Origin of the sequence: Actinoplanes sp. NBRC 101535, from assembly GCF_030269225.1 — a bacterium.
Lineage (GTDB): Bacteria > Actinomycetota > Actinomycetes > Mycobacteriales > Micromonosporaceae > Actinoplanes > Actinoplanes rectilineatus.
On record NZ_BSSY01000006.1, the window covers coordinates 261,454 to 283,717 of the forward strand.

24 protein-coding genes are annotated in these 22,264 nt (G+C 71.0%); 13 read left to right on the forward strand and 11 right to left on the reverse strand.

What is annotated here, in order from left to right; all coding sequences use genetic code 11:
• Nucleotides 1-7: 7 nt before the first annotated feature.
• Nucleotides 8-2,128: a 4-alpha-glucanotransferase gene (malQ, locus tag QSK32_RS19005; RefSeq protein ID WP_045746624.1), complete on the reverse strand. Its 2,121-nt coding sequence runs from the start codon at nt 2,126-2,128 to the stop codon at nt 8-10.
• A 62-nt stretch (nt 2,129-2,190) separates the two neighbouring features.
• Here malQ and QSK32_RS19010 point away from each other — a divergent pair, with 62 nt between their 5' ends.
• Entirely contained in the window at nt 2,191-2,445 is a 255-nt protein-coding gene (locus tag QSK32_RS19010; RefSeq protein WP_045746623.1) for a hypothetical protein, read from the forward strand.
• Between the two features lie 24 nt (nt 2,446-2,469).
• On the forward strand, nt 2,470-3,729 hold the full coding sequence (locus QSK32_RS19015; RefSeq protein WP_285472658.1) for a chitosanase: 1,260 nt from the start codon (nt 2,470-2,472) through the stop codon (nt 3,727-3,729).
• A 214-nt stretch (nt 3,730-3,943) separates the two neighbouring features.
• Here QSK32_RS19015 and QSK32_RS19020 read toward each other — a convergent pair whose 3' ends face one another.
• The 7 genes from QSK32_RS19020 to aroA all read right to left on the reverse strand — a co-directional run bounded on the left by QSK32_RS19020 (nt 3,944) and on the right by aroA (nt 10,825).
• The gene (locus tag QSK32_RS19020) at nt 3,944-5,191 is read right to left on the reverse strand and encodes a family 16 glycosylhydrolase (protein WP_045746621.1); all 1,248 of its coding nucleotides are present in this window, start codon (nt 5,189-5,191) and stop codon (nt 3,944-3,946) included.
• 105 nt (nt 5,192-5,296) lie between these two features.
• Entirely contained in the window at nt 5,297-6,055 is a 759-nt protein-coding gene (locus tag QSK32_RS19025) for a carbohydrate-binding protein (protein WP_285472659.1), read from the reverse strand.
• Nucleotides 6,056-6,131: 76 nt separating this feature from the next.
• Entirely contained in the window at nt 6,132-6,689 is a 558-nt protein-coding gene (locus QSK32_RS19030; protein ID WP_045746619.1) for a DUF5709 domain-containing protein, read from the reverse strand.
• A 29-nt stretch (nt 6,690-6,718) separates the two neighbouring features.
• Nucleotides 6,719-7,435 (reverse strand): ATP-binding protein, encoded by a 717-nt coding sequence (locus tag QSK32_RS19035; RefSeq protein ID WP_285472660.1) that lies wholly within the window; start codon nt 7,433-7,435, stop codon nt 6,719-6,721.
• Between the two features lie 176 nt (nt 7,436-7,611).
• Entirely contained in the window at nt 7,612-8,412 is an 801-nt protein-coding gene (gene hisN / locus QSK32_RS19040; RefSeq protein WP_045746617.1) for a histidinol-phosphatase, read from the reverse strand.
• A 65-nt stretch (nt 8,413-8,477) separates the two neighbouring features.
• Nucleotides 8,478-9,569, reverse strand: coding sequence for a ribosome small subunit-dependent GTPase A (gene rsgA / locus QSK32_RS19045; protein ID WP_083449515.1), 1,092 nt, complete (start codon nt 9,567-9,569; stop codon nt 8,478-8,480).
• Nucleotides 9,542-10,825 (reverse strand): 3-phosphoshikimate 1-carboxyvinyltransferase, encoded by a 1,284-nt coding sequence (gene aroA / locus QSK32_RS19050; protein ID WP_285472661.1) that lies wholly within the window; start codon nt 10,823-10,825, stop codon nt 9,542-9,544. Before aroA ends, rsgA begins: the two co-directional genes overlap by 28 nt.
• Nucleotides 10,826-10,959: 134 nt before the next feature.
• Here aroA and QSK32_RS19055 point away from each other — a divergent pair, with 134 nt between their 5' ends.
• The 5 genes from QSK32_RS19055 (at nt 10,960) to rsrA (ending at nt 14,002) form a co-directional block, all read left to right on the forward strand.
• Entirely contained in the window at nt 10,960-11,637 is a 678-nt protein-coding gene (locus tag QSK32_RS19055; protein WP_045746614.1) for an SOS response-associated peptidase, read from the forward strand.
• A gap of 192 nt (nt 11,638-11,829) precedes the next feature.
• Complete coding sequence (locus QSK32_RS19060; protein WP_045746613.1) at nt 11,830-12,222, forward strand: WhiB family transcriptional regulator; 393 nt, start codon at nt 11,830-11,832, stop codon at nt 12,220-12,222.
• Between the two features lie 32 nt (nt 12,223-12,254).
• Entirely contained in the window at nt 12,255-12,860 is a 606-nt protein-coding gene (locus QSK32_RS19065; protein WP_285472739.1) for an alpha/beta hydrolase family protein, read from the forward strand.
• Nucleotides 12,861-12,946: 86 nt separating this feature from the next.
• Nucleotides 12,947-13,738 carry a sigma-70 family RNA polymerase sigma factor gene (locus QSK32_RS19070; protein ID WP_063775579.1) on the forward strand — a complete coding sequence of 264 codons (792 nt, stop codon included), beginning with the start codon at nt 12,947-12,949 and terminating at the stop codon, nt 13,736-13,738.
• A 6-nt stretch (nt 13,739-13,744) separates the two neighbouring features.
• The gene (gene rsrA, locus QSK32_RS19075) at nt 13,745-14,002 is read left to right on the forward strand and encodes a mycothiol system anti-sigma-R factor (protein ID WP_045746611.1); all 258 of its coding nucleotides are present in this window, start codon (nt 13,745-13,747) and stop codon (nt 14,000-14,002) included.
• Nucleotides 14,003-14,170: 168 nt separating this feature from the next.
• Here the strand turns inward: rsrA and QSK32_RS45740 are convergent, their stop codons facing one another.
• On the reverse strand, nt 14,171-14,245 hold the full coding sequence (locus tag QSK32_RS45740) for a 50S ribosomal protein bL37 (protein WP_369700219.1): 75 nt from the start codon (nt 14,243-14,245) through the stop codon (nt 14,171-14,173).
• Between the two features lie 124 nt (nt 14,246-14,369).
• Here QSK32_RS45740 and QSK32_RS19080 point away from each other — a divergent pair, with 124 nt between their 5' ends.
• Entirely contained in the window at nt 14,370-14,588 is a 219-nt protein-coding gene (locus tag QSK32_RS19080; RefSeq protein WP_045746610.1) for a biotin/lipoyl-binding carrier protein, read from the forward strand.
• 4 nt (nt 14,589-14,592) lie between these two features.
• Here the strand turns inward: QSK32_RS19080 and QSK32_RS19085 are convergent, their stop codons facing one another.
• On the reverse strand, nt 14,593-16,134 hold the full coding sequence (locus QSK32_RS19085; RefSeq protein WP_285472662.1) for a tetratricopeptide repeat protein: 1,542 nt from the start codon (nt 16,132-16,134) through the stop codon (nt 14,593-14,595).
• A 163-nt stretch (nt 16,135-16,297) separates the two neighbouring features.
• Here QSK32_RS19085 and QSK32_RS19090 point away from each other — a divergent pair, with 163 nt between their 5' ends.
• Both QSK32_RS19090 and QSK32_RS19095 read left to right on the forward strand, forming a co-directional pair.
• Nucleotides 16,298-17,332 (forward strand): SIS domain-containing protein, encoded by a 1,035-nt coding sequence (locus QSK32_RS19090; protein ID WP_045746608.1) that lies wholly within the window; start codon nt 16,298-16,300, stop codon nt 17,330-17,332.
• Nucleotides 17,333-17,360: 28 nt separating this feature from the next.
• Nucleotides 17,361-18,914 (forward strand): sensor histidine kinase, encoded by a 1,554-nt coding sequence (locus QSK32_RS19095; protein WP_045746607.1) that lies wholly within the window; start codon nt 17,361-17,363, stop codon nt 18,912-18,914.
• On the opposite strand, the gene QSK32_RS19100 is transcribed toward QSK32_RS19095, so the two are convergent.
• On the reverse strand, nt 18,911-19,969 hold the full coding sequence (locus QSK32_RS19100) for a glycosyltransferase family 39 protein (protein WP_045746606.1): 1,059 nt from the start codon (nt 19,967-19,969) through the stop codon (nt 18,911-18,913). The two genes, QSK32_RS19095 and QSK32_RS19100, sit on opposite strands and share 4 nt — an antisense overlap.
• Before the next feature lie 97 nt (nt 19,970-20,066).
• On the opposite strand from QSK32_RS19100, the gene QSK32_RS19105 reads away from it, so the two are divergent.
• Genes QSK32_RS19105 through QSK32_RS19115 form a run of 3 tightly spaced genes read left to right on the forward strand, consistent with a single transcriptional unit; the run spans nt 20,067 to nt 22,069 of the window.
• Nucleotides 20,067-20,441 carry an RHS repeat-associated core domain-containing protein gene (locus QSK32_RS19105; protein ID WP_285472663.1) on the forward strand — a complete coding sequence of 125 codons (375 nt, stop codon included), beginning with the start codon at nt 20,067-20,069 and terminating at the stop codon, nt 20,439-20,441.
• The gene (locus tag QSK32_RS19110) at nt 20,408-21,601 is read left to right on the forward strand and encodes a Hint domain-containing protein (RefSeq protein ID WP_285472664.1); all 1,194 of its coding nucleotides are present in this window, start codon (nt 20,408-20,410) and stop codon (nt 21,599-21,601) included. The genes QSK32_RS19105 and QSK32_RS19110 overlap by 34 nt, the downstream gene beginning before the upstream one ends.
• Nucleotides 21,602-22,069, forward strand: coding sequence for an SUKH-3 domain-containing protein (locus QSK32_RS19115; RefSeq protein WP_045746604.1), 468 nt, complete (start codon nt 21,602-21,604; stop codon nt 22,067-22,069).
• Nucleotides 22,070-22,264: the final 195 nt, after the last annotated feature.

The window sequence follows — 22,264 nt, forward strand, 5'->3', positions numbered from 1 at the left end:
CCTGCGGTCAGGCCGGCCGGGTGTTCTCCGGTCCGGTGCGCTTCTGCGCCTCGTCCACCGCCCGGTCGATGTGCGCGGTGTGCTTGCGGTCGGTCCGCTTGTCCACCTCGTCACCGATCTTCTCGATCGCGGCGTCGACCTTGTCCTCGTGCTTGTCCACGAATTCCTTGGCCTTGTCCAGGAAGCCCATGACCGTCCCCCTCTCGTTGGCGACCTTCCGCTTACCCAGAATCGCGGCAACCTTGCGGAACAGCGGGTCACCGGTCACATCGGCGAGCGTGGCGCGCAGCGGAATCCGCCAGTTGGGGTACTCCTCGAAGGTCCCGGGCAGGTTCGGCTGCCGGATCTCCAGCAGGACGTCGTGCAGCGAGGCGGTGACCAGGCGGCACGGGGTACGGGCGAGGAACTCGTGCATCGCCAGGACGATCTGCTCGGTGGTCGGGTCGGCGTCGAGCAGGCCCTCGGCGCCCAGCCGCTCGAGCAGCTGGGCGCGATCCGCACGCCAGCCGGCGCGCTCCTGCTCGACCGGGGCGGCCAGCTGCTTGAGCTCCGCGCGTACCTCCACCTGCTCGCCGGCCAGGAAGCCGGCGGCGGTCGGCAGGTCATGGGTGGAGATGCTGGCCAGGGCGTTGCGCGGATAGCCGGCCGCGGGCCGGTAGCCGCCCTCGTCGTCGCGGGTGAACCAGAGCACCGCCGAACCGAGCATGTTCGTGCGCTCCAGGCCCTCGGTGACCGTCGGCAGGACGGTACCGAGGTCCTCGCCGATCACCACCGCACCGGCCCGGTGCGCCTCCAGCGCCAGGATGCCGAGCATCGCCTCCGGGTCGTAGTGCACGTACGTGCCCCCGGCGGCGCCCAGGCCGTCCGGCACCCACCAGAGCCGCCAGAGCCCGGCCACGTGGTCGACACGCAGCCCGCCGGCATGCTGGAAGATCCGCCGGAGCATGTCGCGGTAGGCCGCGTACCCGGTCTCGGCCAGCCGGTCCGGCCGCCAGGCGGAGAGCCCCCAGTCCTGGCCGAGCTGGTTGAACGCGTCCGGTGGCGCGCCGATCCGGACGCCCGGCGCCAGCACGTCCTGCAGCAGCCACGCGTCCGCACCGGCCGGGTCGATGCCGACGGCCAGGTCGTGCACGACACCGACCGGCATGTCCGCGGCCGCCTCGTTCGCCGCGTGCAGCTGCTCCTCGGCCAGCCGCTGCACCCAGCAGTGGAAGGCGATCCGCTCGTCGCCCTCCTCGAGGACGGCCGGCGAGTCCGGCCGGCGCAGCTCCTCCGGCCACTGCCGCCAGTCCGGTCCGTGCTTCTCGGCCAGCGCGCAGAAGCGGGCGAAACCGGTCAGTCCCGGGTCCCGGTCCAGGTCGACCGCCTCGGCCAGCGGCCAGAGCAACTCCAGGGCGGCGAGTTTGGCCGACCAGACCGCGGTGTAGTCGATCAGGCCGTTCGCCGGTGCCGCGGGGCGCAGCGCGTCCACCCGGGCCCGCAGCTCCGGGTCCGCCCGCTGGTATTCGGCGGTGTCCGCCACCCGCAGGTAGACCGGGTTGGCGAAGCGCCGGCTCGACGGGGAGTACGGCGACGCCGGCACCGGCGTGGTCGGGGTGATCGCGTGCAACGGGTTGAGCAGCACCAGGCCCGCGCCGGCCGAGTCGGCGACGAAGGTCCGCAGATCGCCCAGGTCACCCATGCCCCAGGACTGCGGTGAGTGCATCGTGTAGAGCTGCAGCATCCAGCCCCACGTCTCCGGCGGCTCGGGCAGCGTCACCGGGACGACGACCAGGGTGCTCTCCCGCCCACCCGAGGTCAGCCGGTGCCAGCCCAGCGGCAGATCCGCCGGGAGAGCGTCGACGTTGCGGACCCCGCCGTCCTCCAGGACGATCTCGGCGGGGCCGGGCAGTGGTCGGCTCCGGCCGGCGGGCAACACGATCGTGCCGGGCAGCCGGTCGGCGCGATCCCGGAGGCGAACCTCGGCGAGCGCCCGGGCCACCGCCGCCGGCGTGCCCGCGTCGACCCCCAGCACGGCCAGCACCCCGATCACCGATTCGGGTGAAACCTCGGTACGCCTCCGCTGCCAGTTCTCGTACCACGTCGCCACGCCGTGCGCCTCGGCCAGCGCCACCAGATCCGGATCCATTCCCTGTCCTTCCATCGGTACCGCTTCCTTACCCGTTGCTTACACCGGTCAGCATGGGACATATGGCAGACATGACGAAGTGGTGGAGACGGATGGCCGCGGCACTGACCGGAGCAGCGCTGTCCCTGGTGGTGCCGGTGCATGCCTGGGCCGCGAGCAACGGCACGGCGGACCTCGTGGTGGAGGCGGCACGGCGGCGGAGCGGGCGGGGATTCCTCGGCGGACTGGGGATCTTCGGGCTGCTCTGCTGCCTGATCGTGGTCGGTGGCATCGTCCTGGCGGTGGTGATGATTTCGCGCAACCGCAGGCGACGCTGATCCACGCCTCTCTAGCGTAGATGTATGTGGTTATGGGGCGAGTCGTATCGTTCGGTCCTTCTGGGCGGTGGGATCGCCGTGGTGCTGTGCATCCCGCCGGCCGTGTCGGTGGTGACCGGCGTGGTCGCTGACGTGCTGCTCACCCGGGGACGGCCGGTGCTCGCCTCGTCGACCCAGGACGCCACGGTGCCGGCCGCGGGCGTGGTCGACGACGACCCGGTCACCCGGTGGGCCAGCGCGGCGGGATCGCGTACCGAGTGGATCCGGGTGGACCTGGGCGCGGCCCAGCAGGTGCGGCGGGTCCGGCTGAACTGGGGTGACGACCACGCGACGGCGTACCGGGTGCAGATGTCCGACGACGGGGCGACCTGGGCCGACATCCGCCGGGTGACCGGTGGCACCGGCGGCGCCGACGATCTGCACAACCTGGACGGGACCGGGCGCTATCTGCGGGTCCTGGCCACCCGCCGGTCCGGCGAGGCGGGCTACTCGCTCTTCGGGATCCGGGCGTACGGGCCGGGCCCGGCCGCGCCGGTGCCGGAGGCGGGACGGTCGTCGGCCGGCGTCGCGGTACCGGACGTGGCGGCGGACCTCACCGACGAGGTGAAACGGGAGACCGCGTTCCGGCTGGTGTCCAGCGCCGAGAACTCGACGCTGGACTGGCGGCACGAGTACGCGTACATCGAGGACATCGGCGACGGCCGGGGCTACACCGGTGGCATCATCGGGTTCTGCTCCGGCACCTCGGACATGCTCGCGGTGGTGTCCGCGTACACCCGGCAGGTTCCGGGGAACCCGCTGGAGCGCTTTCTCCCGGCTTTGCGAGCGGTCGACGGATCCGACTCGCACGACGGCCTGGATCCGGGCTTCACGGCCGCCTGGCGGGCCGCCGCGGACGATCCGGCTTTCCGCTCGGCCCAGGACGACGCCCGCGACCGCGTCTACTTCAACCCCGCGGTCCGCCTCGCCGTCGCCGACGGCCTCCGCGCGCTGGGCCAGTTCGCCTACTACGACGCGGCCGTGATGCACGGCCCCGCCGGCCTCCGCAAGATCCGTGCCCGGGCCATGGCCGCCGCCCACACCCCCGCCACCGACGGCGAGGAGATCACCTACCTGAACGCCTTCCTGGACGCACGCTCCGCCGAGATGAGAACCGAAGAGGCCCACAGCGACACGAGCCGAGTGGAGACCGCCCAACGCCTCTTCCTGAGGGCGACGAACCTGGACCTGGCGGCCCCCTTGACCTGGAAGGTCTACGGCGACCGCTACACGGTCACCCGGTAGCCGCCCTCCCCGCCGAACCGATCGCGGCCACGAGCCACTCCGAAACCTCAGTCGCTCCGCCGGGCCGGGATCGCGTCCGCTGGCACCCGAACAATCCCCTCGATTGCTCAGCCGGCCGGGATCGCGTCCGCTGATCTTGGGACGCCTGCTCTTTGGGCGTCCCAAGATCAGCTCCCGGGCGCGATCCCCGCCGAGCGAAGCGAGGCCAGCCAGCTCAGCCCCGGGTCCACTTCTGGTTGGCGGTTCCCGCGCAGTCCCACAGTTGGAGTTCGGCCCGATTGGCCGAGTTGTTGTCCACGATGTCGATGCACTTGTTCGCGGACAGGTTCACCAGGTCGCCCGCACCGGACAGCGTCCACCGCTGGACCGGGTTGCCGCTGCAGTTGGCCAGCTGGATCCGGGTGCCGTTGGTCAGCGCGCCACCCGCCGGGTCCATGCACTTGCCCATGCCGCGCAGCGTGCCGTCACTTTCGAAGGTCCACTTCTGCGGGTCGAGCCCGTTGCAGTCCCACATCATCAGGCGCTGGCCGTCGGCGTTGTTGCCGCCGGGGATGTCGATGCAGCGGCTGTTGAGGTTGCTCTTGAGCGCGGTGCCGCCGGTGCTGGGCGGGGTGGTGGTGTCGTTCCAGGCGGAGACGCGGACGTAGTCGACCAGCATGGTCTGCGGGAACGAGGTACTGGCGTCGGGGCTGCCGGGCCAGTTGCCGCCGACCGCGACGTTCAGAATCATGTAGAACGGGTGGTCGAAGACCCAGGTGCTGCCGCTGACCGTCGCCGGGGTGACCCGGTAGTACTCCACGCCGTCCAGCTGCCAGACGATCAGGTTGGGTGACCATTCGACGGCGTACGAGTGGAAGGCGTCTCCCAGCGGGGCGCTGATGGTCTTGCCGCCGCTCTTGCCGCCACCGCCGGAGTAGCCGGGGCCGTGGATGGTGCCGTAGACGGTGTTCGGTTCCTTGCCGACGTTCTCCATGATGTCGATCTCGCCGGACTGCGGCCATCCGACGCTGCCCAGGTTGTCGCCGAGCATCCAGAAGGCCGGCCAGATGCCCTGGCCCTTGGGGATCTTGATGCGGGCTTCGAAGCGTCCGTACTTCTGGGTGAACTTGCCGGACGTGAGGATCCGTCCGGACGTGTAGGTGCAGGTGCCGTACCAGCACTGGTAGTTGGAGGGGTTCTCCTTGCGGGCGGTGATCGCGAGGTTGCCCGCGCCGTCCTGGCGGACGTTGTTCGTGGAGCTGGTGTAGTACTGCAGCTCGTTGTTGCCGAAGCCGCCTCCGCCGATGTCGAAGTTCCACTTCGAGGTGTCGACGGCGGCGCCGGCCGCGCCGTTGAACTCGTCGGACCAGGTGATGGCGCCGACCGCCGCGTCCGCGGTGTCGCTGCGGGAGGCGATCGTGAGGGCGCCGGCCAGCGTGGTGGCGATCACCGCCGCGGCCAGCAGGGCTCGTGCCTTGCGCATGGGGATCCTCCGGGGGAAGGGAGACCGTAACTCGTAACAGTCTTAAAAATTCGACTGCCGTGGGTCAATGGAGACGAGTTGCGGAACCCCGGATAACAGAAGTCCTCAGATTTTCTGGAAGACGCCCGGGACCCGGTCGGGCTGCCAGCCGGGCAGGGCCGTGTGCGGCTCCTTCACCCTGTACGTGACGCCCTTGAACTTCACGAACTGACCGGCCTGATAGGTGGTGTACGCCTTCCACGCCGGGGCGGGCGGCGGCGTGACGGTCACCGGGACCGTGACCCGCACGCTGTCGAGCCGCATCCACGCGCCGCCGCGGCGGTCGCCGCCGGAGGTGGTGTTCAGGGCCAGGCCGAACGCCTGCCCGGGCGTCTCCGGGGTGAACCGGAGGACCTGGCGGCCGTCGACCGTCCAGGTCATCGTGGTACGCGTCCAGTCGATCGCGTAGGTGTGGAAGTCGTCGCCGTCCACCTGGTCGTCGCCGAGCACCTCGACCCGGCCGGCGGGCAGTGCCCCACCGGCGTCGAGGACGCCCAGCGCGCGCCAGGCGCCGCCCGAGCGCCACATCCTGATCCGGGCCTCGACCCGGCCGGAGGCCTGCGCGAACGTCGCCTTCGACCGGAGCAGGCCGGCCACCGACAGGTGTCCCTGGCCGTCCAGCCGGGCGCCGCGGCGACCCGACTCGATCAGCCACCTGCCGTCGTCGGGGGTGCTGCCGGCCGCGCCGTCGAAGTCGTCGCTGAGCACCGTGCGCGTCACCGTCTCGGCGGCGGCGGTGCCGGGGCGGCCGAGGACCGCCGCCGGAACTCCGGAGACGATCAGTACGGCCGCGACCGCCGACCGCAGCAGACCTCGCCCGTTCACACGCCCCACCCTTCGTCGACCCGCGCAGACACTCTGCTGAAGCCGCGACGCTAAGGCAAGAACGTGACGGTAACGTTTAGTCGTATTCCGGGGCGCGGGTCTCGTGCATCGCCAGCTCCTCGGCGCTCGCGCCGCCGCCGGCCGCGCCCGCGTCGTACGCCACGCTGTCGCGTTCCTCGTCGTAACCGGAGCCCTCGTCCGGGGCGACCAGGCGGCCGACCAGCTCCGGGTCGTCCTCGTCGAGTTGGCCGTCGTCGTACAGCGAGACCGGCGAGTTCGGGTCGGAGGTCGGGCTCTCGCCCCAGACGTCGCGGTCGATGCGGCGCTGTTCCGGGTCGTCCACCGTCTCGTCGTCCGGGTCGCGGACCGGCGGCAGGGCCGGCTCGGCGCCGAAGTCGGGCTCCTCCTGGCGCAGCCGGCGGTCCAGGGACTCGCCCTGGCGCGCCTCCTCGGGCGTCTCGCCGAACCGGTTCGCGCCGCCGGGGCCGGTACCGGCCAGTGCCGACGGGTCCGCCCCGTCCGCCCAGCGGGAACTGTTCACCTCGTCGTACGCGGTGGAGTCGTCATCGGCGGTGTCCGGGAGTCCGGCGGCCTCCGGGTCGCTGACCTCGGCCGGGTAGTCGTTGTCTCGCATGACCGGGGACTACCCACTCAGGTGGCAGGTCATACGCCCGGTTCGATCAGGGCCCAGACCACCTTGCCGTCGTCGAGCGGAAGGTGGCCCCAGCGGGTCGCGACCGCGTCGATCAGGAGCAGTCCGCGGCCGCCGTACGACGTGACCGGAACCGGCCCGGTGAACCGTGGCGTCGCCGTCGAGTGGTCCCGGACCGCCACGCTCATGCGGTCGCCGTCGAGGGCCAGCAGCAGGGTCATCGCGGTCCGCGCGTGCGCCACCCCGTTGTTGACCATCTCGGTGACCACGATGCAGGCGTTGCCGATCAGTTCCGGCTGGTCCCAGCGGCCGCACGCGTCGGTGATGATCTCCCGGCAGGCACGGGCCGCGCCGATCGCCGGCTCCAGTTCGGCGGTCAGCCGGTGCTCGGTGTCGGGGGTGCCCAGGGCGGCGAAGGCGTGTTCCGGATCGGGCCAGACCGGCCAGCCCGCGGTCTGCCAGGGGGCCGCGTCGGCGGCGCAGAGTGCGAGCTGTGCGCCGGGCCAGTCGCGGGTGTCGGCGAGGACGTCGCGTAGCACCGCGAGAGCGTCGGCGTGGGACACCCGGAGGCCGGTCACGTCGACCACCACGGCCTGCGGCTGGGTGGCCAGCACGCCGAACAGCGTCGAGCGGATCGGCCCGGCGGTGTCGCCGTCGAGCACCCCGGTCAGCCGGACCAGAGGATGGGTCTGGCCGCGGTCCACCAGGTGACGAACCTCGCTCGGCATGATCGCTCCATTGTGCATAATGCGTGCCCTCTTCGCATTTCGGCGAGGGAGGATCGGTCACGGTGACCGCTGCTGCGGAGCCGGCCGGAACCGACAGCGGGTCAAAATTGGTGCATATGCCTCGCGGGCATGCTGGGTAAGGTACCCCGTCCGGGTGGTGTCATGCGCGCTGAGGGTCAGGAACGCCGGGCCAGCGCGGACAGGACACTCTCGTGCAGCAGGCCGTTGGTGCCGACGACCGAACTCTGGTCGGCGGTCGGGCGCCCGTCCAGGTCGGTGATCCGGCCGCCGGCCTCGGTGACGATCGGGATCAGCGCGGCCATGTCCCACAGGGACAGTTCCGGCTCGGCCATCGCGTCCAGGGCGCCCTCGGCGAGCAGCATGTACCCGTAGAAGTCGCCGTAGGCCCGGCTGCGCCACACCCCGAGAAGGACGTCGGTCAGCTGCGGGAGCAGGCCCCGGTCGGCCCAGCCGTTCAGGCTCGCGTAACAGAAACTCGCGTCGCTCAGGTCCCGCACCGAGGAGACGCCGATCCGGGTGGCGGAGTGCTGGTTGCGGCCGGCGAAGGCGCCCAGCCCGCGCCCGGCCCACCAGCGGCGGCCCAGCGCCGGTGCGGAGACCAGGCCGACGACCGGGGTGTCGCCCTCCATCAGCGCGATCAGGGTCGCCCAGATCGGCACACCGCGGACGAAGTTCTTGGTGCCGTCGATCGGGTCGATCACCCAGTGCCGGGTGCCCGGCCCGGCGGCCGCCGTGGACCGGCCGAACTCCTCGCCCAGCACACCGTCCCGCGGCCGGGCGCGGGCCAGCTGGGAACGGATCGCCGTCTCCACCGCGGTGTCCGCGTCGGACACCGGCGTCAGGTCCGGCTTGCTCTCGACGCGCAGGTCCAGAGCGCGGAACCGGGCCGTCGAGATGGCATCGGCGGTGTCCGCGAGCAGGTGGGCAAGGGCGAGATCATCGGCATATCCGGCCATGGACGAAAAGCTAGTGCATACCGCGTCGCTCGGTGTCGCTGACCACTACCGGTCTCAACCCGCGATCAGGCGCTTTCCCCGGTTCTTTCTCGCGAGTCGAGCTCTCCTGCCCTCGAGCTCAGCAGCCTTCGGTACGAGGTGAGCCGGCGAATATCCGCATGGCCCTCACGTACCCACGCGTCCAGGTGGCAGTCCACGTCCGTGGCGGTGTGCTCGCAGTTCGGCTGGTCCTCCAGCGTGCCCTCGACCAGGTCCGGGAAGCCGTGCAGCAGGCTCTCGGCGCTCACGTGTGCCAGGCCGAAACTGCGGATGCCAGGGGTGTCGACGATCCAGCCGGGATCCTTGCGGGACCGGCCGACGACCGGCAGCCGCAAGGCCACGGCGCTCGTCGACGTGTGCCGGCCCTTGCCGATCGCGCTGACCGCGCCGACCGCCCGCAGCGCGTCCGGCACCAGACGGTTGACCAGCGTCGACTTGCCCACCCCGGAGTGCCCGACCATGACCGAGATCCGGCCGGCGAGCCGCCGGCGCAGTTCGGTCAGGTCGCTGTCCGGCTGCAGGGCCACCCAGGGCAGGTCGAGCTCGGCGTAGTAGTCGAGCACCTGTTCCGGGCCGGCCAGGTCGGCCTTGGTCAGGCACAGCAGCGGTTCGACCCCCGCGTCGTACGCCGCGACCAGGCACCGGTCGATGAAACCGGTGCGCGGCGGCGGGTCGGAGAGGGCGCTGACCATGACGAGCTGGTCGGCGTTGGCCACCACCACCCGTTCCAGGCGGCCCTCGGGGGTGGTGTCGTCGTCGTCCGCGGTGCGGCGCAGCACCGAGGAGCGCTCGGCGATCCGGACGATCCGGGCCAGCGCGCCCGGTGCCCCGGAGACGTCGCCGACCAGCGCCACCCGGTCGCCGACCACCACCGACTTGCGGCCCAGCTCCCGGGCCCGCATCGCGGTGATCACCTCGAGTTCGGCGGCGTCCTCGCGGACACAGCCGTAGCGTCCCCGGTCCACCGTGATGACCAGCGCGCCGACGGCGTCGTCGTGTTTGGGCCGCAACCGGGTGCGCGGCCGGGACGCCCGGCCCGGCCGGATGCGGACGTCGTCCTCGTCGTACTCCCGCTTACGGCCTGGCAGTTCTAGCTCCTCGTCACGAGTTCCGACCAGAGTTCCGGGAACTCGGGCAACGTCTTCGAGGTACAACCTACGTCGGCGAGGTCGATGCCCGGCACGGCGAGTCCGATAACCGCCGCGGCGTGTGCCATCCGGTGGTCCGCGTACGTCTCGAAAGTGGTCCCGTGCAGCGGCCCGGGCACGATGCGCAGACCGTCCGGGAACTCGGTCACGTCGGCGCCGGCCTTGCCCAGCTCGGTGGCGAGCGCGCTGATCCGGTCGGTCTCGTGGCCGCGGATGTGCGCCACGCCGCGCAACTCGGACGGTCCGTCGGCGAGGGCGGCCAGCGCCGCGATCACCGGGGTGAGCTCGCTGACCTCGGACAGGTCGGCGGTGATGCCGCGCAGTGTGCCGGTGCCGGTCACGGTCAGGCCCTCGTCGGTGCGGGTGACCTCGGCGCCGAGCGCGGTGAGCAGCTCGGAGAGGCGCTCGGCCGGCTGCCAGCTGTCGGCCGGCCAGCCGGCCAGGGTGACCGCGCCGCCGGTGACCATGGCCGCGGCGAAGAACGGTGCCGCCCCGGAGAGGTCGGGCTCGATGGTCCAGGTGCGCCCGCGCAGCGGTCCGGGTTCGACCCGCCAGACGTCCGGCACACTCTCGTCCACGCCTGCGCCGGCCGCGCGCAGCATGTGCGTGGTCATCCGCAGGTGCGGCGCGGACGGCACCGGCGGGCCCTCGTGCCGCAGGGTCAGGCCCTTGGTGAAGCGGGCGGCGGAGAGCAGCAGGCCGGAGACGAACTGGCTGGAGCCGGAGGCGTCGATGACCGCCTCGCCGCCCTCGATCAGCCCGGCGCCGCGGACGGTGAGCGGCAGGCCGCCGGTGGCCGAGGCGTCGATGTCCACGCCCAGCGCGCGCAGCGCCTCGACGATCGGCTTGAGCGGGCGGTTGCGGGCGTGCGGGTCGCCGTCGAACTCGACGACACCGTCGGCCAGGGCGGCGGCCGGCGGCAGGAACCGCATGATCGTGCCGGCCAGGCCGACGTCGATCCGGGCCGGCCCGCGCAGCACGCCGGGCTCGATCACCCAGCGGTCGTCGTCGGTGGTGTCCACGCCGACGCCGAGGGCGCGCAGGCCGGCGGCCATCAGGGTGGTGTCCCGCGCGCGCAGCGGGGCCTCGATCACCGAGGGCCCGTCGGCGAGGGCGGCGAGCACCAGGGCGCGGGCGGTCATCGACTTGGAGCCGGGGAGCCGCACGGTCGCGGTGACCGGTTCGGTGGCGGGCGGGGCTGGCCAGGGGCGGGGTTCAGCAGTCACTTCGCCATTCTGCCGCCGCCCGGCGCCATTTCCCGCCTCCGTTCCCGTTCGCCGGGATGAACAGGCTCGCGGATCACCGGAATGGTGGTGTCGCGGGCTGCGGCGCGGGGTTGTCGCGGCGTACCGTGCTGCCCATGTGCGGGCGATACGCGACCACTCGGAGCAACGCCGACCTCAGCACGTTCTTCGAGGCGGTGGATGTGGCCGAGCCGTTGCGCCCGAGTTGGAACGTGGCGCCCACCGGGTCGGTGCCGCTGGTGCGGATCTCGTCGAGTCGTGGGGCGCGGGTGCTCGACACCGCCCGCTGGGGTCTGGTCCCGCCGTGGGCGAAGGATCTCCGGGCCGGCGCCCGGATGATCAACGCGCGGGCCGAGACGGTGGCGACGCTGCGCTCGTTCGCGCCGTCGTTCGCGAAGCGCCGTTGTCTCGTGCCGGCCGACGGCTGGTTCGAGTGGGTGCGCTCCGGCCAGGAGAAGCAGGCGTTCTACATGACCCCGGCGGACGGTGCGCCGCTGGCGTTCGCCGGTCTCTGGTCGGCCTGGGGCCCGGAGTCGGTGCTGACCTGCAGCGTGATCACCACCGGTTCGCTCGGCCCGTTGGCGCAGGTGCACGACCGGATGCCGCTGATCCTGCCGGCCGACCGGTGGGCCGGTTGGCTGACCGGTGGCGGTGAGCCGGAGGAACTGCTGAGGCCGCTGCCGGAGCGGGAATTGGCGGCGATCGAGGTCCGCCCGGTCGGACCGGATGTCGGCAATGTCCGAAACAATGGTCCCGAGTTACTGGAGCGCGCCCAGCAGGTGACGCTTTTTTGAACGACGAAAGATCAACGATGGTCTTTGTCGCGGAATATGGCAATTCTCTTTTAACAACTTTGTTTCAAGATTGATCACCCCCTTGTTCTGATCTTGTACGGTGCGGTACAAACCAGCGCCGGAGTGGTGCCGGACCGTAAGGTGCGGCCTGGCCGCCACACGCAGTTCCGGTCCCACGGGGGAGGTGGGCTGATGACACGAGCACGCATGCCGCGTCCGCACGAGGTGGCCATCGCGCGACGCGACCCGCGGCTGCTCGAGGCAATCGCGCAACGGCAGACCGACGAGGCGTGGCGCACCCGCGGCGTCTGCCGCAGCGTCGACCCGGAGACGTTCTTTCCCGCACCGAACGAGCCGTCCGGCGGCGCGGTCGCGCTCTGCGGGACCTGTCCGGTCCAGGGTCCGTGCCTGGCCTGGGCGCTCCAGGTCGGTGACTGCCACGGCGTCTGGGGTGGCACCACGCCCCGCGAACGCCGGGCCATGCTGGTCGCCTGGCGCGAACGCATCCAGCCGGACGGCGAGGCGGTCGACGACGCCCCGGACGAGGAACGCCGGTTCCTGACGCTCACACCGGTCAGTCGCTGATACAAAAGGACCTTGTGTCCCGTGCCATCGCGATCAACGAGTCCCTGACCGTCGAGACCCCACGCGGTCCCGCCGCCGTCCGCGTCACCGGCCCCACCGGCCCGGCGCTCAGTCTGCTCGTCCTCGGCCACGGCGCCGGGGGCGGGATCGACGCGCCGGACCTGACGGCGGTGCACGACGCGGCGGTGGCGGCCGGCGTGCGGGTGGCGCTGGTGACCCAGCCGTACCGGGTCGCCGGCCGGCGTGCGCCCGCGCCGGCCGGCCAGCTCGACGAGGCGTGGACGGCAGTGGTCGGCGCGCTGCGCGTACCCGGCATGCCGTTGATCGTGGGAGGCCGGTCGAGCGGTGCGCGGGTCGCCTGCCGGACCGCGCCCACCGCCCAGGCCGCGGGGGTCCTGGCTCTGGCCTTCCCCCTGCACCCGCCGGGCAAGCCGGAGAAGACCCGGGTGGGCGAACTGCCGTCGGCGCTCCCGACGTTGGTGATCAGTGGCGAACGGGACCCGTTCGGGGTGCCCGAACCGGCCGGGCCGGTCGAGGTGCTGATCCGTCCCGGCGCGGTGCACGACCTCCGCAAGGGCGTCACCGAGACGGCCGACCTGGCCGTCGGCTGGCTGCGCCGCAACGGCTGGGCGCGCTGATCGACAGTGGCCGGACCCGGGAATTCCGTCGGCGGGTTCCGGCGTTGCAGCCCACGGGAGTTGGTTCCGTGGGAAGGGGATTTCTGGTGGGTACCGGTGCCGAGTGCGTCGAGCGTGACGGGCGGGAGGCGAACCGGGTGCGGACACTGCTACGTTCTCCGGAATGGCCCGCGGTCGGAACGCCGTCGGTGAGCGTCAGCACACCCGGAGTTTTCGCAGGCGTCTCACGGGCAGTACCCGTATCCTCGGCGGGGCGGTCGAGGGGAGAATCCAGGGTGGCCCAGAAGGAGCGGACTGACGAGCGCCGCGCGCGTTTCGAACGAGACGCGTTGCCGTTCGTCGACCAGTTGTACGCCGCCGGCCTGCGGATGACCCGTAACCCGGCCGATGCCGAGGATCTGGTGCAGGAGACCTTCCTGAAGGCGTTCTCCGCCTTTCACCAGTTCGAGGAAGGCACCAACCTCAAGGCCTGGCTGTACCGGATCTTGACGAATACGTACATCAATTCGTACCGGCGCAAGCAACGGCAGCCGGTGCAGGCGCCGACCGAGGAGATCACCGACTGGCAGCTCGCGTCCAGCGAGTCGCACACGTCGCAGGGCCTGCGGTCGGCTGAGACCGAGGCGCTGGACCGTCTGCCGGACAGCGACGTCAAGGAAGCGCTGCAGTCCCTGCCGGAGGACTTCCGGCTCGCCGTCTACCTCGCCGATGTCGAGGGTTTCTCGTACAAGGAGATCGCCGACATCATGGGCACGCCGATCGGCACCGTCATGTCCCGGCTGCACCGTGGCCGGCGCAACCTGCGCAACCTGCTCGAGGGTTACGCCGTGGACCGGGGCATCACCCGGACCGCGACGTCCGGGCCGCAGGGAGCCTGACCCGCGATGACGATCGACGACAGCGAACACGAGACCGACTGCACCCTGGTCCTCAGCGAGGTCTACAACTACCTCGACCTGGAGTGCAGCGAGGACCGGCGCCACCTGATCAAGAAGCACCTCGACGAGTGCCCCGGCTGCCTGCGCGAGTTCGGCATCGAGCACGAGGTGAAGGCCCTGGTGAACCGCTGCTGCGGCGACGAGCGAGCCCCGGCGGAACTGCGCGAGCGCCTGCGGACCAAGCTGGACCAGCTAGAGCGCTGACAAGAGACATGAAAGAGCCCGGCAGCTTCAAGCTGCCGGGCTCTTTCATGTCTCAACGGCCCCACCGCTAGGGATCGCGTCCGCTGATCTTGGGACGCCTGCTCTTCGGGCGTCCCAAGATCAGCTCTGTGGCGCGATCCCCGCCGAGCGAAGCGAGGTAAAGCCAGCTCAGCTGTTGGGGCGCTTGCCGTGGTTCGCGCCGCTCTTCTTGCGGGCCTTCTTCTTACGGGCCTTCTTCGCCATGGCCGACTCCCTTCTCTGGATACGGTGCCGATCGTAATGGGCGCTTCCGGTCGCCTGAGACCTACCCGGCCACGATCCGTGATTTGATGGCTGTCTCGACAGCTGGGACAGGAGGCATTCGACGATGGCGGATGAGATCCGGGCCGAGATGGTGGCCAATGTGTGGAAGGTCGTGGCCAGTGAGGGTGACGCCCTCGCGGAGGGCGACACTCTGGTCATTCTCGAGTCGATGAAGATGGAGATCCCGGTGCTGGCCGAGGCCGGTGGCCGGCTGGCGCGGCTCGCCGTGCACGAGGGTGACGTGGTCCAGGAGGGTGACCTGATCGCCGTCGTGGGCGACTGACCGGTCAGTCGCGGCGCCAGCGCAGCAGGGATCGGCCCTTCTGCCGCTGGCGCGGAACCTCCGGCACCCGGATGGTGGCCGCGGCGAGTTCCCGTGCCGGACGGTCCAGGCCCGGTGCGGCGAGGGCGATCTCGGCGACCGCGCGGGCGGCCGGCCCGGATGCCGTCTCGGTGAGCCGCCCGGCGACCACGGCGGCCACGTCGGCGCGTGCCTCCGGGTCGACCCAGGCGTAGGTGACCAGCGCGAACAGTGCGGCCTGGCTCACCCGGTCGGGGTCGCCGTCGAGCAGGCCGAGCAGCAGCCGCCGGCGGTCGGAGTCGAGCCACGGCTGTTCGGAGCCGTGGTGCAGCAGTCCCAGGCAGGCCCAGATCTCCAGGCTGCCGGGCTCGCCGGAGCCGGTCACCACCGGGTGGCCGAGCATGCCCAGCAGTTCCCCGGGTTGGACCAGGACCAGGCCGAGTGCCCGGTCGTACGCCGCAGGCGGGTGCGCCCAGTCGGTGGTGGCGACGCGCAGCAGCCGGTTGAGGGCGTCCGCCGACGGTTCGGCGCCGGCCGGTCCGCGGCCGGCGGGCAGCGGGGCGCCGGCCGGCATGCCCCCCAGCCACGCGGTGTTGCGGCAGCACTCCTCCAGGTCGGTGTGCTCGTGGGCGTCGTCGGGGTGGTCGCGGACGAAGTCGGCGAGCGACACCAGGTGGTTGATGTCCCCGTCGGCACGGAACCGCAGCCGGTGCGCGGTGTGCACGACGCAGTCGAAGGCCGGGTCGCGTTCCAGGGCGAGTTCGGTCCAGCGCAGGGCCTCGTCGAGACGGTCCAGGTCGGCGAGGGTGGCGGCGACGTCCGCGTACACCGAGAGGTCGTCGGGGTCGTAGGCGACGGCCCGGCGCAGGGCGGCCAGTGCTTCGGGGGTGCGGCCGGCGCTGCGGAACGCGTACCCCAGCCAGATCTCGCCGAGTTTGGACGGCTGGGCCCGGGCGCCGCGGCCGGCCCAGTCGACGGCCAGGTGTACTTCGCCGAGGCGGCGGGCCAGGGCGGATCCGGCGCCGAGGAGCATGCCGTGTTCGCCGTGCGCGGCGACGGCGTGCCGGACCACGGCGAGGTAGGGCTGTAGCGCGGGGACGGCGTCGGCGGGTGCCGGGTCGCCGATCGCGGTGCACAGGCGCATCACCGTGCGGGCCAGCACGTCGGGTTCGATGCGCAGGCCGAGGGCCGGGTCGGCGACCCAGGGCAGCCCGGCCCAGTCGGTGGCCGGTGCGTGGCCGCTGGCCGCGGCGAGCAGGGGCAGCGCCTCTTCGGGGCGGCCGGCGGCGGCGAGCAGGTGGGCGCGGGCGGCGACGTGGCCGACCGGGGCGTGTGGCGCGGCGGGGAAGAGGTCCAGCCCGCCGCCGGAGCGTGCCGCCAACCGGCTGAGCAGCTCGTGGATCTCGGGCAGGGTGGGTGCGATGGCCAGCGCCGCGGCGAGGGGACCGGCTGCTTCGGCTGGTGAGCCGCTGTCGAGAGCGGCGCGGGCGAGCGCGAGGTCACGGCGAACCGAGGGGTGGGAATCCACGAGAGAAGACCCTAGGGGAACCGCACAACATATGTCAGTCCTCAGTCTTGCGCACTTCTGCTCGAAACCTTGACCTAGTAAGCTCAATATTGCAAGACTGCGCATCGGATGCGCGAAAATCTGGACATCAGGGGAGGAAGACATGTCGGAGCGAGGCCACGGGATGGCAACGGACATCGCGGAACAACCAGCCGGATTCGCACGCCTGCTCGAGGACGGGCCGTCCGCCGCGATCGCTGAGGTGGCCGCCGAGGTGGCCCGCCGCAAGCCGCGCCACGTGCTCTTCGTCGGCCGCGGCACCTCCGACCACGCGGCGCTCTACGGGGCATACCTCACCGAGATCCGGCTCGGCCTGCCGGTCGCCAGCTCCTCGCCGAGCGCGATCACGCTGTACGGCGCCCGCCCCGACCTCACCGGGACCCTGGTCGTCGGCGTCAGCCAGAGCGGCGGCTCCCCCGACCTGACCGGGGTGATGGCGGTGGCCCGGGAGACCGGCGCGCTGACCCTGGCGGTCACCAACAACCCCGGCTCGCCGCTCGCCGAGGCCGCCGAGCTCTCCATCGACGTGGCGTCCGGTCACGAACGGGCGGTCGCAGCCACCAAGACGTACACCGCGGAACTGCTCGCCCTGCTCATGCTGGTCGAGGGCATCCGGGCCGGCGACGGCGCACTGCCCGCCGACGAACGCGCCGCCCTGGCACGACTGCCCGAGCTCGCCGAGCAGACCCTGGCCGACCCGGCCGCCGCCGAACTGGCCCAGCGCTACCGGTTCGCCTCCAGCATCGTCACCACCGGCCGCGGCTACGCCTACCCGACCGCCCGGGAGACCGCGCTCAAGCTGATGGAGACCTCCTACGTGCCCTCGCTGGCGTTCTCCGGCGCCGACCTGCAGCACGGCCCGCTGGCGATGGCCGACCCGGACGTGCCGGTCCTCGCGGTCGTCGGTGAGGGCCCCGGCGGGCAGTCGATGCGCGACGTGGTCGCCCGGCTCGGCGAACGCCGCGCCGACGTGGTCACGATCGGCGCCACCGACGTCCCGGGCGCCTCGGCCCGGCTCGCTGTCCCCGCGGTCGACGAGCGGCACAGCCCGCTGCTCGACATCCTGCCGCTGCAGCAGCTCGCCCTGGCCCTGTCCCTGGCCCGTGGGGAGGACCCGGACAGCCCCCGCGGACTCAAGAAGGTCACCGCGACCCTCTAGGGAAACAAGTCCGTGGCAGGCTTGGGCCGTGTCCACCCTGCGCGACCTCGTCCAAGAACACACCAGCCTGAGCCCGGTCGACATCGACCACCTGCACCGGCTCGCCGGAGACTGGCAGTTGCTGTCCGACCTCTCCTTCGCTGACCTGCTGCTCTGGGTCCCGATCAAGGGAGAGCCGAGGAAGCCACGGGAGTTCCTCTGCGTCGCCCAGGTCCGGCCGGTGACCGCGCCCACGGCGTACCAGGACGACCAGGTCGGCAAGATCGTGGGCGGGCCGGAGGTGGCGCACCTCGACGTGGCCATCACCCAGGAGCGCATCTGGCGCGAGGGCGACCCGGTCTGGTACGGCGACACCCCCGCCCGCCACGAGGCGATCCCGGTGCGCCGCCGTGACGCCACCGACGTCGAGGAGGGGTACAGCGAGGTGATCGCGGTGATCGGCCGCGACACCAACCTGAGCACCGCGCGCACCCCGAGCCAGCTCGAACTGAACTACCTCACCACCGCCGACGACCTGGCCCAGATGGTGTCCGACGGGACGTTCCCGCCGGCCCGGCACCCGGGGGAGACCACCTCGGCACCCCGGGTCGGCGACGGCCTGATCCGGCTGGACGCGTCCGGCAAGGTCACCTACGCCAGCCCGAACGCGCAGTCGGCGTACCGGCGGCTCGGCTTCAACTCCCACCTCGTCGGCGAGGAACTGGCGAAACTGGCCAGCCGGCTCTCCGCCGACCCGCTGGAGGGCAACGACGCCGCGGAACGCATCCTGGCGTCGCTGCGCGGCGAGTCCCCCGCCCGGATGGAGGTGGAGGCCCGCGGCGCCATGGTGCTCACCCGGGCGCTGCCGCTGCTGCCGGCCGGGGTGCCGATCGGCGCGCTGGTGCTGGTCCGTGACGTCACCGAGGTGCGCCGCCGGGAACGCGCACTGATGACGAAGGACGCCACCATCCGGGAGATCCACCACCGGGTGAAGAACAACCTGCAGACGGTGGCGGCCCTGCTGCGCCTGCAGGCCCGGCGGGTGGCCGCCCCGGAGGCCAAGATGGCGCTGCAGGAATCGGTGCGCCGGGTCGCGTCGATCGCCCTCGTCCACGAGACACTGTCGATGTCCAGTGAGGAGGCCGTCGAGTTCGACGGCATCGTCGACCGGGTGGCCACCGCCGCCACCGACGTGGCCGCGACCAGCTTCCCGGTGCGGATGCGCCGCGAGGGCACCTTCGGGATACTCCCGGCCGAGATCGCCACGTCACTGGTGATGGTGCTCAACGAACTGCTGATCAACGCGGTCGAGCACGGGTTCCCGGCCGACGAGGACGACGACGCCCCGGTCGTGGAACCGGATCCGGACCAGTTCGGTGAGGTGGTCGTCTCGGCGTACCGGTTCCGCAAACAGCTGCACGTCACGGTTGCGGACACCGGGAAGGGACTGCCGGACGGCTTCAAGTTCGAGGGCGGCAACCGGCTCGGCCTGCAGATCGTGCACGCTCTGGCGACCGGGGAACTGCGCGGCAGCATCGAACTGCGCAACCGGGCCGGCGGCGGGACCGAGGCCGTGCTGGTCGTGCCGTTGGAGAAACGCTAGAGAGCGGCCACCACGGCGAGCACCAGCAGGGCGCGCAGCCTCAGGCCACGTAGGGCGGCCGCCGCGCAGAGGGTGAGCGGCACCAGGGCGAGGAGCACGTGCCGCGGGTGCCACACCGGGGTGGCCAGCAGGAACGAGGCGATGATCAGGGCGAGCGGCGGCACCAGGGCCAGCGCCGCCAGCTCGCGGATCAGGGCCCGGTCCGGCCACCGTGCGGCGAACGCCAGTCCGATGACGATCAGTCCGCCGAGTGAGCCGGTCAGCGCCTCCGGCGCCGCCCTGGCGAGATCCCAGACCGGATGCGGGTGCCACCCGAGCTGATCGGCATGCTGCCGGGCCGCGAGAGAGATCAGGGGCGCCGGGGGTACGAGTGACAGCACGGTCACCGGGAACCACCAGAACAGCGCCTGCTCCCGGCTGAGCCGCCACCGTGAATAGATCGTGTACGCGTGTCCCGCGAGCATGAGCAGTGCCGCGACGTGCAGCAGCGCGGTCAGGCAGACCAGTAGTCCGTACCCGGTCCAGCGTCCGGCGCCGGGCCGGTCCAGCGTGCGGTAGAGCTGGAGGGTCGCGGCGGTGGCGGTCAGGAACGCGAACGCGTACGGCGTCGCCTCCTGGGCGTAGCGGCCGACCGTGGGCAGGACGGCCAGCAGCAGGCCGGCGAGCAGTCCGGTGCCGGGCGCGAGCAGACGCCGGCCGAGTTCCCCGGCGAGACCGGCGCCGATCGCCATCGCCACCACCGAGGGCAGGCGCAGCAGGAGCAGTGAGTCGCCGGCGACCGGCGACCAGTAGTGCAGGAAGACGTGGTGCAGGGCGTCGACGGCGTCGTCGTCGCGGAACCGTTCCAGGATGGCGGCGGGCCCACCGGGCACCGGGATCTCGGCGGGGGCGAGAGCCGGGCCGGTGACGCCGATCAGCGCGATCGCGGCGGTGACCACGGTCGGCACCAGGAACGGCGCGACGGTCCAGAACAGGGTGCGCGGCCCGCGCGGCCGGGTACGGCGCGAGCCGGACAGTGGTCGGGTCGGGGAGTTGTCGGACGGCTGAGCGAGCATCGCGGCCCCCAGTGGTGATCCCTGTGGCCGAGTGTGTCAGTGCATAAGCGGAGAGTGAATAACTTCTCGGTCATCGGTCACTACCCGACCGGCTCGGGTGGAGACGGTCAAGTACAACGACCCGTACGGCAACGCCCGCAGCAGCATCGCGACTCCGCAGTGGCCTTCCGGACAGAAGGGCTTCGTCGGCGGCGTCGCCGACCCGACGGGCCTGACCCTGCTCGGTGCGCGGTTCTACGACCCGAGGATGGGTTCGTTCATCTCGGTCGATCCTGAGATCGACGAGTACGACCCGCAACGGATGCACCCGTACGCGTACGCCAACAACAACCCGACCACCTTCAGCGACCCGGACGGCCTGTTCTGGGGCTCGATCAAGAACGGTCTGCAAAGGTCGGCAGCGCGGTGGCGAGCGGCGCAGCAACAGCCGCGAAGGCCGTGGTCGACAACGTCGGAACCATCTCGGATGTAGCCGGCGCTGTGGCCATGGTGGCTGCGGTCCTTCCTCCGCCGGCCCAGGTCGTCGCGGCCGCCGCAGGAGCGGTGGCGGCAGTCGCCGGAGCGATCGACACGGCGAAGTCCTGTGTGGGTGGCGACACGATGGGCTGCGCGATGGGCGTTGCCGGGATGATCCCCGGAGTTCGCCAGGCGAAGACGGCCGCACGTGGTGCTGGTGCGGTGAAGGACGTTGCGAAGAAGGCGGACGGTCCTGGGCCGGCGGCGATCGGTGGCGACTGCAACAGCTTTGTTCCGGGAACACCGGTGTTGATGGCCGACGGCACATCAAAACCCATCGAGGAGGTGGAGCTCGACGACCAGGTGGCAGCAGCCGACCCGGTAACCGGTGAGTCCGGCTCGCGCCCGGTCACTGCCCTGATTCGCGGTTCCGGGGTCAAACACCCGGTCGAGATCGATGTCGATCTCGACGGTGACGACAGGTCCGACGGCGACTTGACCGCCACCGACGGCCACCCGTTCTGGGTGGAGAACGAGCGGGCCTGGTTGACCGCTGAGCATCTCAAGCCGGGGCAGCAACTTCTGACTCCGGACGGTGCTCGCGCCACCGTATTGGCGGTGGCCGCCTATGACGCGATCGCCACGGTTTACAACCTGACGGTCGACGACATTCACACCTACTACGTCGGCACGCCCGGTGGGTATCTTCTCGTCCACAACAGTGGTGGCTTCATCCGGATCGAGGGTGCTGAAGGGTTCTGTGAGGTCGACGCGGTCGCGAAGGCCCTTGCGGAGGAGCACGAGAATCTCTCGAACTCGAAACGCCCCGGCATGGCCGAGGCTTTGGAGGTGACTCTGCCGGGTGGGGGCACGAAGATCTACAAGTCGACCAGCATCAAGGGCAAGAAGCCGGTGCTGCACAAGTCGGTCCAGCGGATCCTGAACTTCATCCCGAAGCGGCATCGCAGCAACGGGCATGGATCCTGTGGCCTCCCGGTGTGCCTTACCGAGGCGCTCAACGACAAGGTCGATGTTGAGAGGTTCCAGGGTTGCGGCATACACGATCGATCGCCCCCACAAGCCAACACACCTACGCCCGTGGGGCGCTTGCATCAGCTGTGCCGTCCTGACACGGTGGTTCGGATTGTTATGGGCAGTCCGGGAGGTGAAGGGTAAATGACCCATCCGGGACAGAAGTACCCCTACCGTTTTCCAGCCGAGGTGCTTGAGATTCTCAGTGCTGCGGGATGGAAGCCGGGCCGCCACGTCGATGTGGAGCCGTGGAGGTCAGGGCTGGCCGACGATTTCTCGATGCATGACGCCGCGGCGCGATTCCTTGCCGAGTTCGGTGGATTGTTCGTGAACATCGACGGTCCGGGGGTGCAGAAGGCCCGAGAGGCGTTCGAGCTCGATCCGATGCGGGGCGTGGGTGACGACCGGTTGGGGGAGTGGAGTGCGGAGCTGGGACGAAGTCTGTTCCCGGTGGGAGAGTTCTCGTACGGCTATCCCTTCCTCTTGGCGGTCGATGAGACCGGCGAGCTCTACCACGTCCTGGATTCGCTGGCGACCTACGGCCCGTTGCCCAGGGCTCTGGAGAAACTGATCCTCGGATATCGGGCACGTCCGCTCCTCGAGGATTTCTGACCTGCATCTCATCACTACGCGACGCCGGCACAGCATTCGCCGGCGTCGCGTAGTGGCGTTCTGGGCGGTGCGCGAGTCTAGGAACAAACTGTTACAAGATGTTGGCGTTGTGTTACCTGACACACTCCCGAAATCTGGACCGTGCTGGCCCAGATTCCTCTGGCGTGAGAGGCTTTGGCCTATGACCGCTGCCCT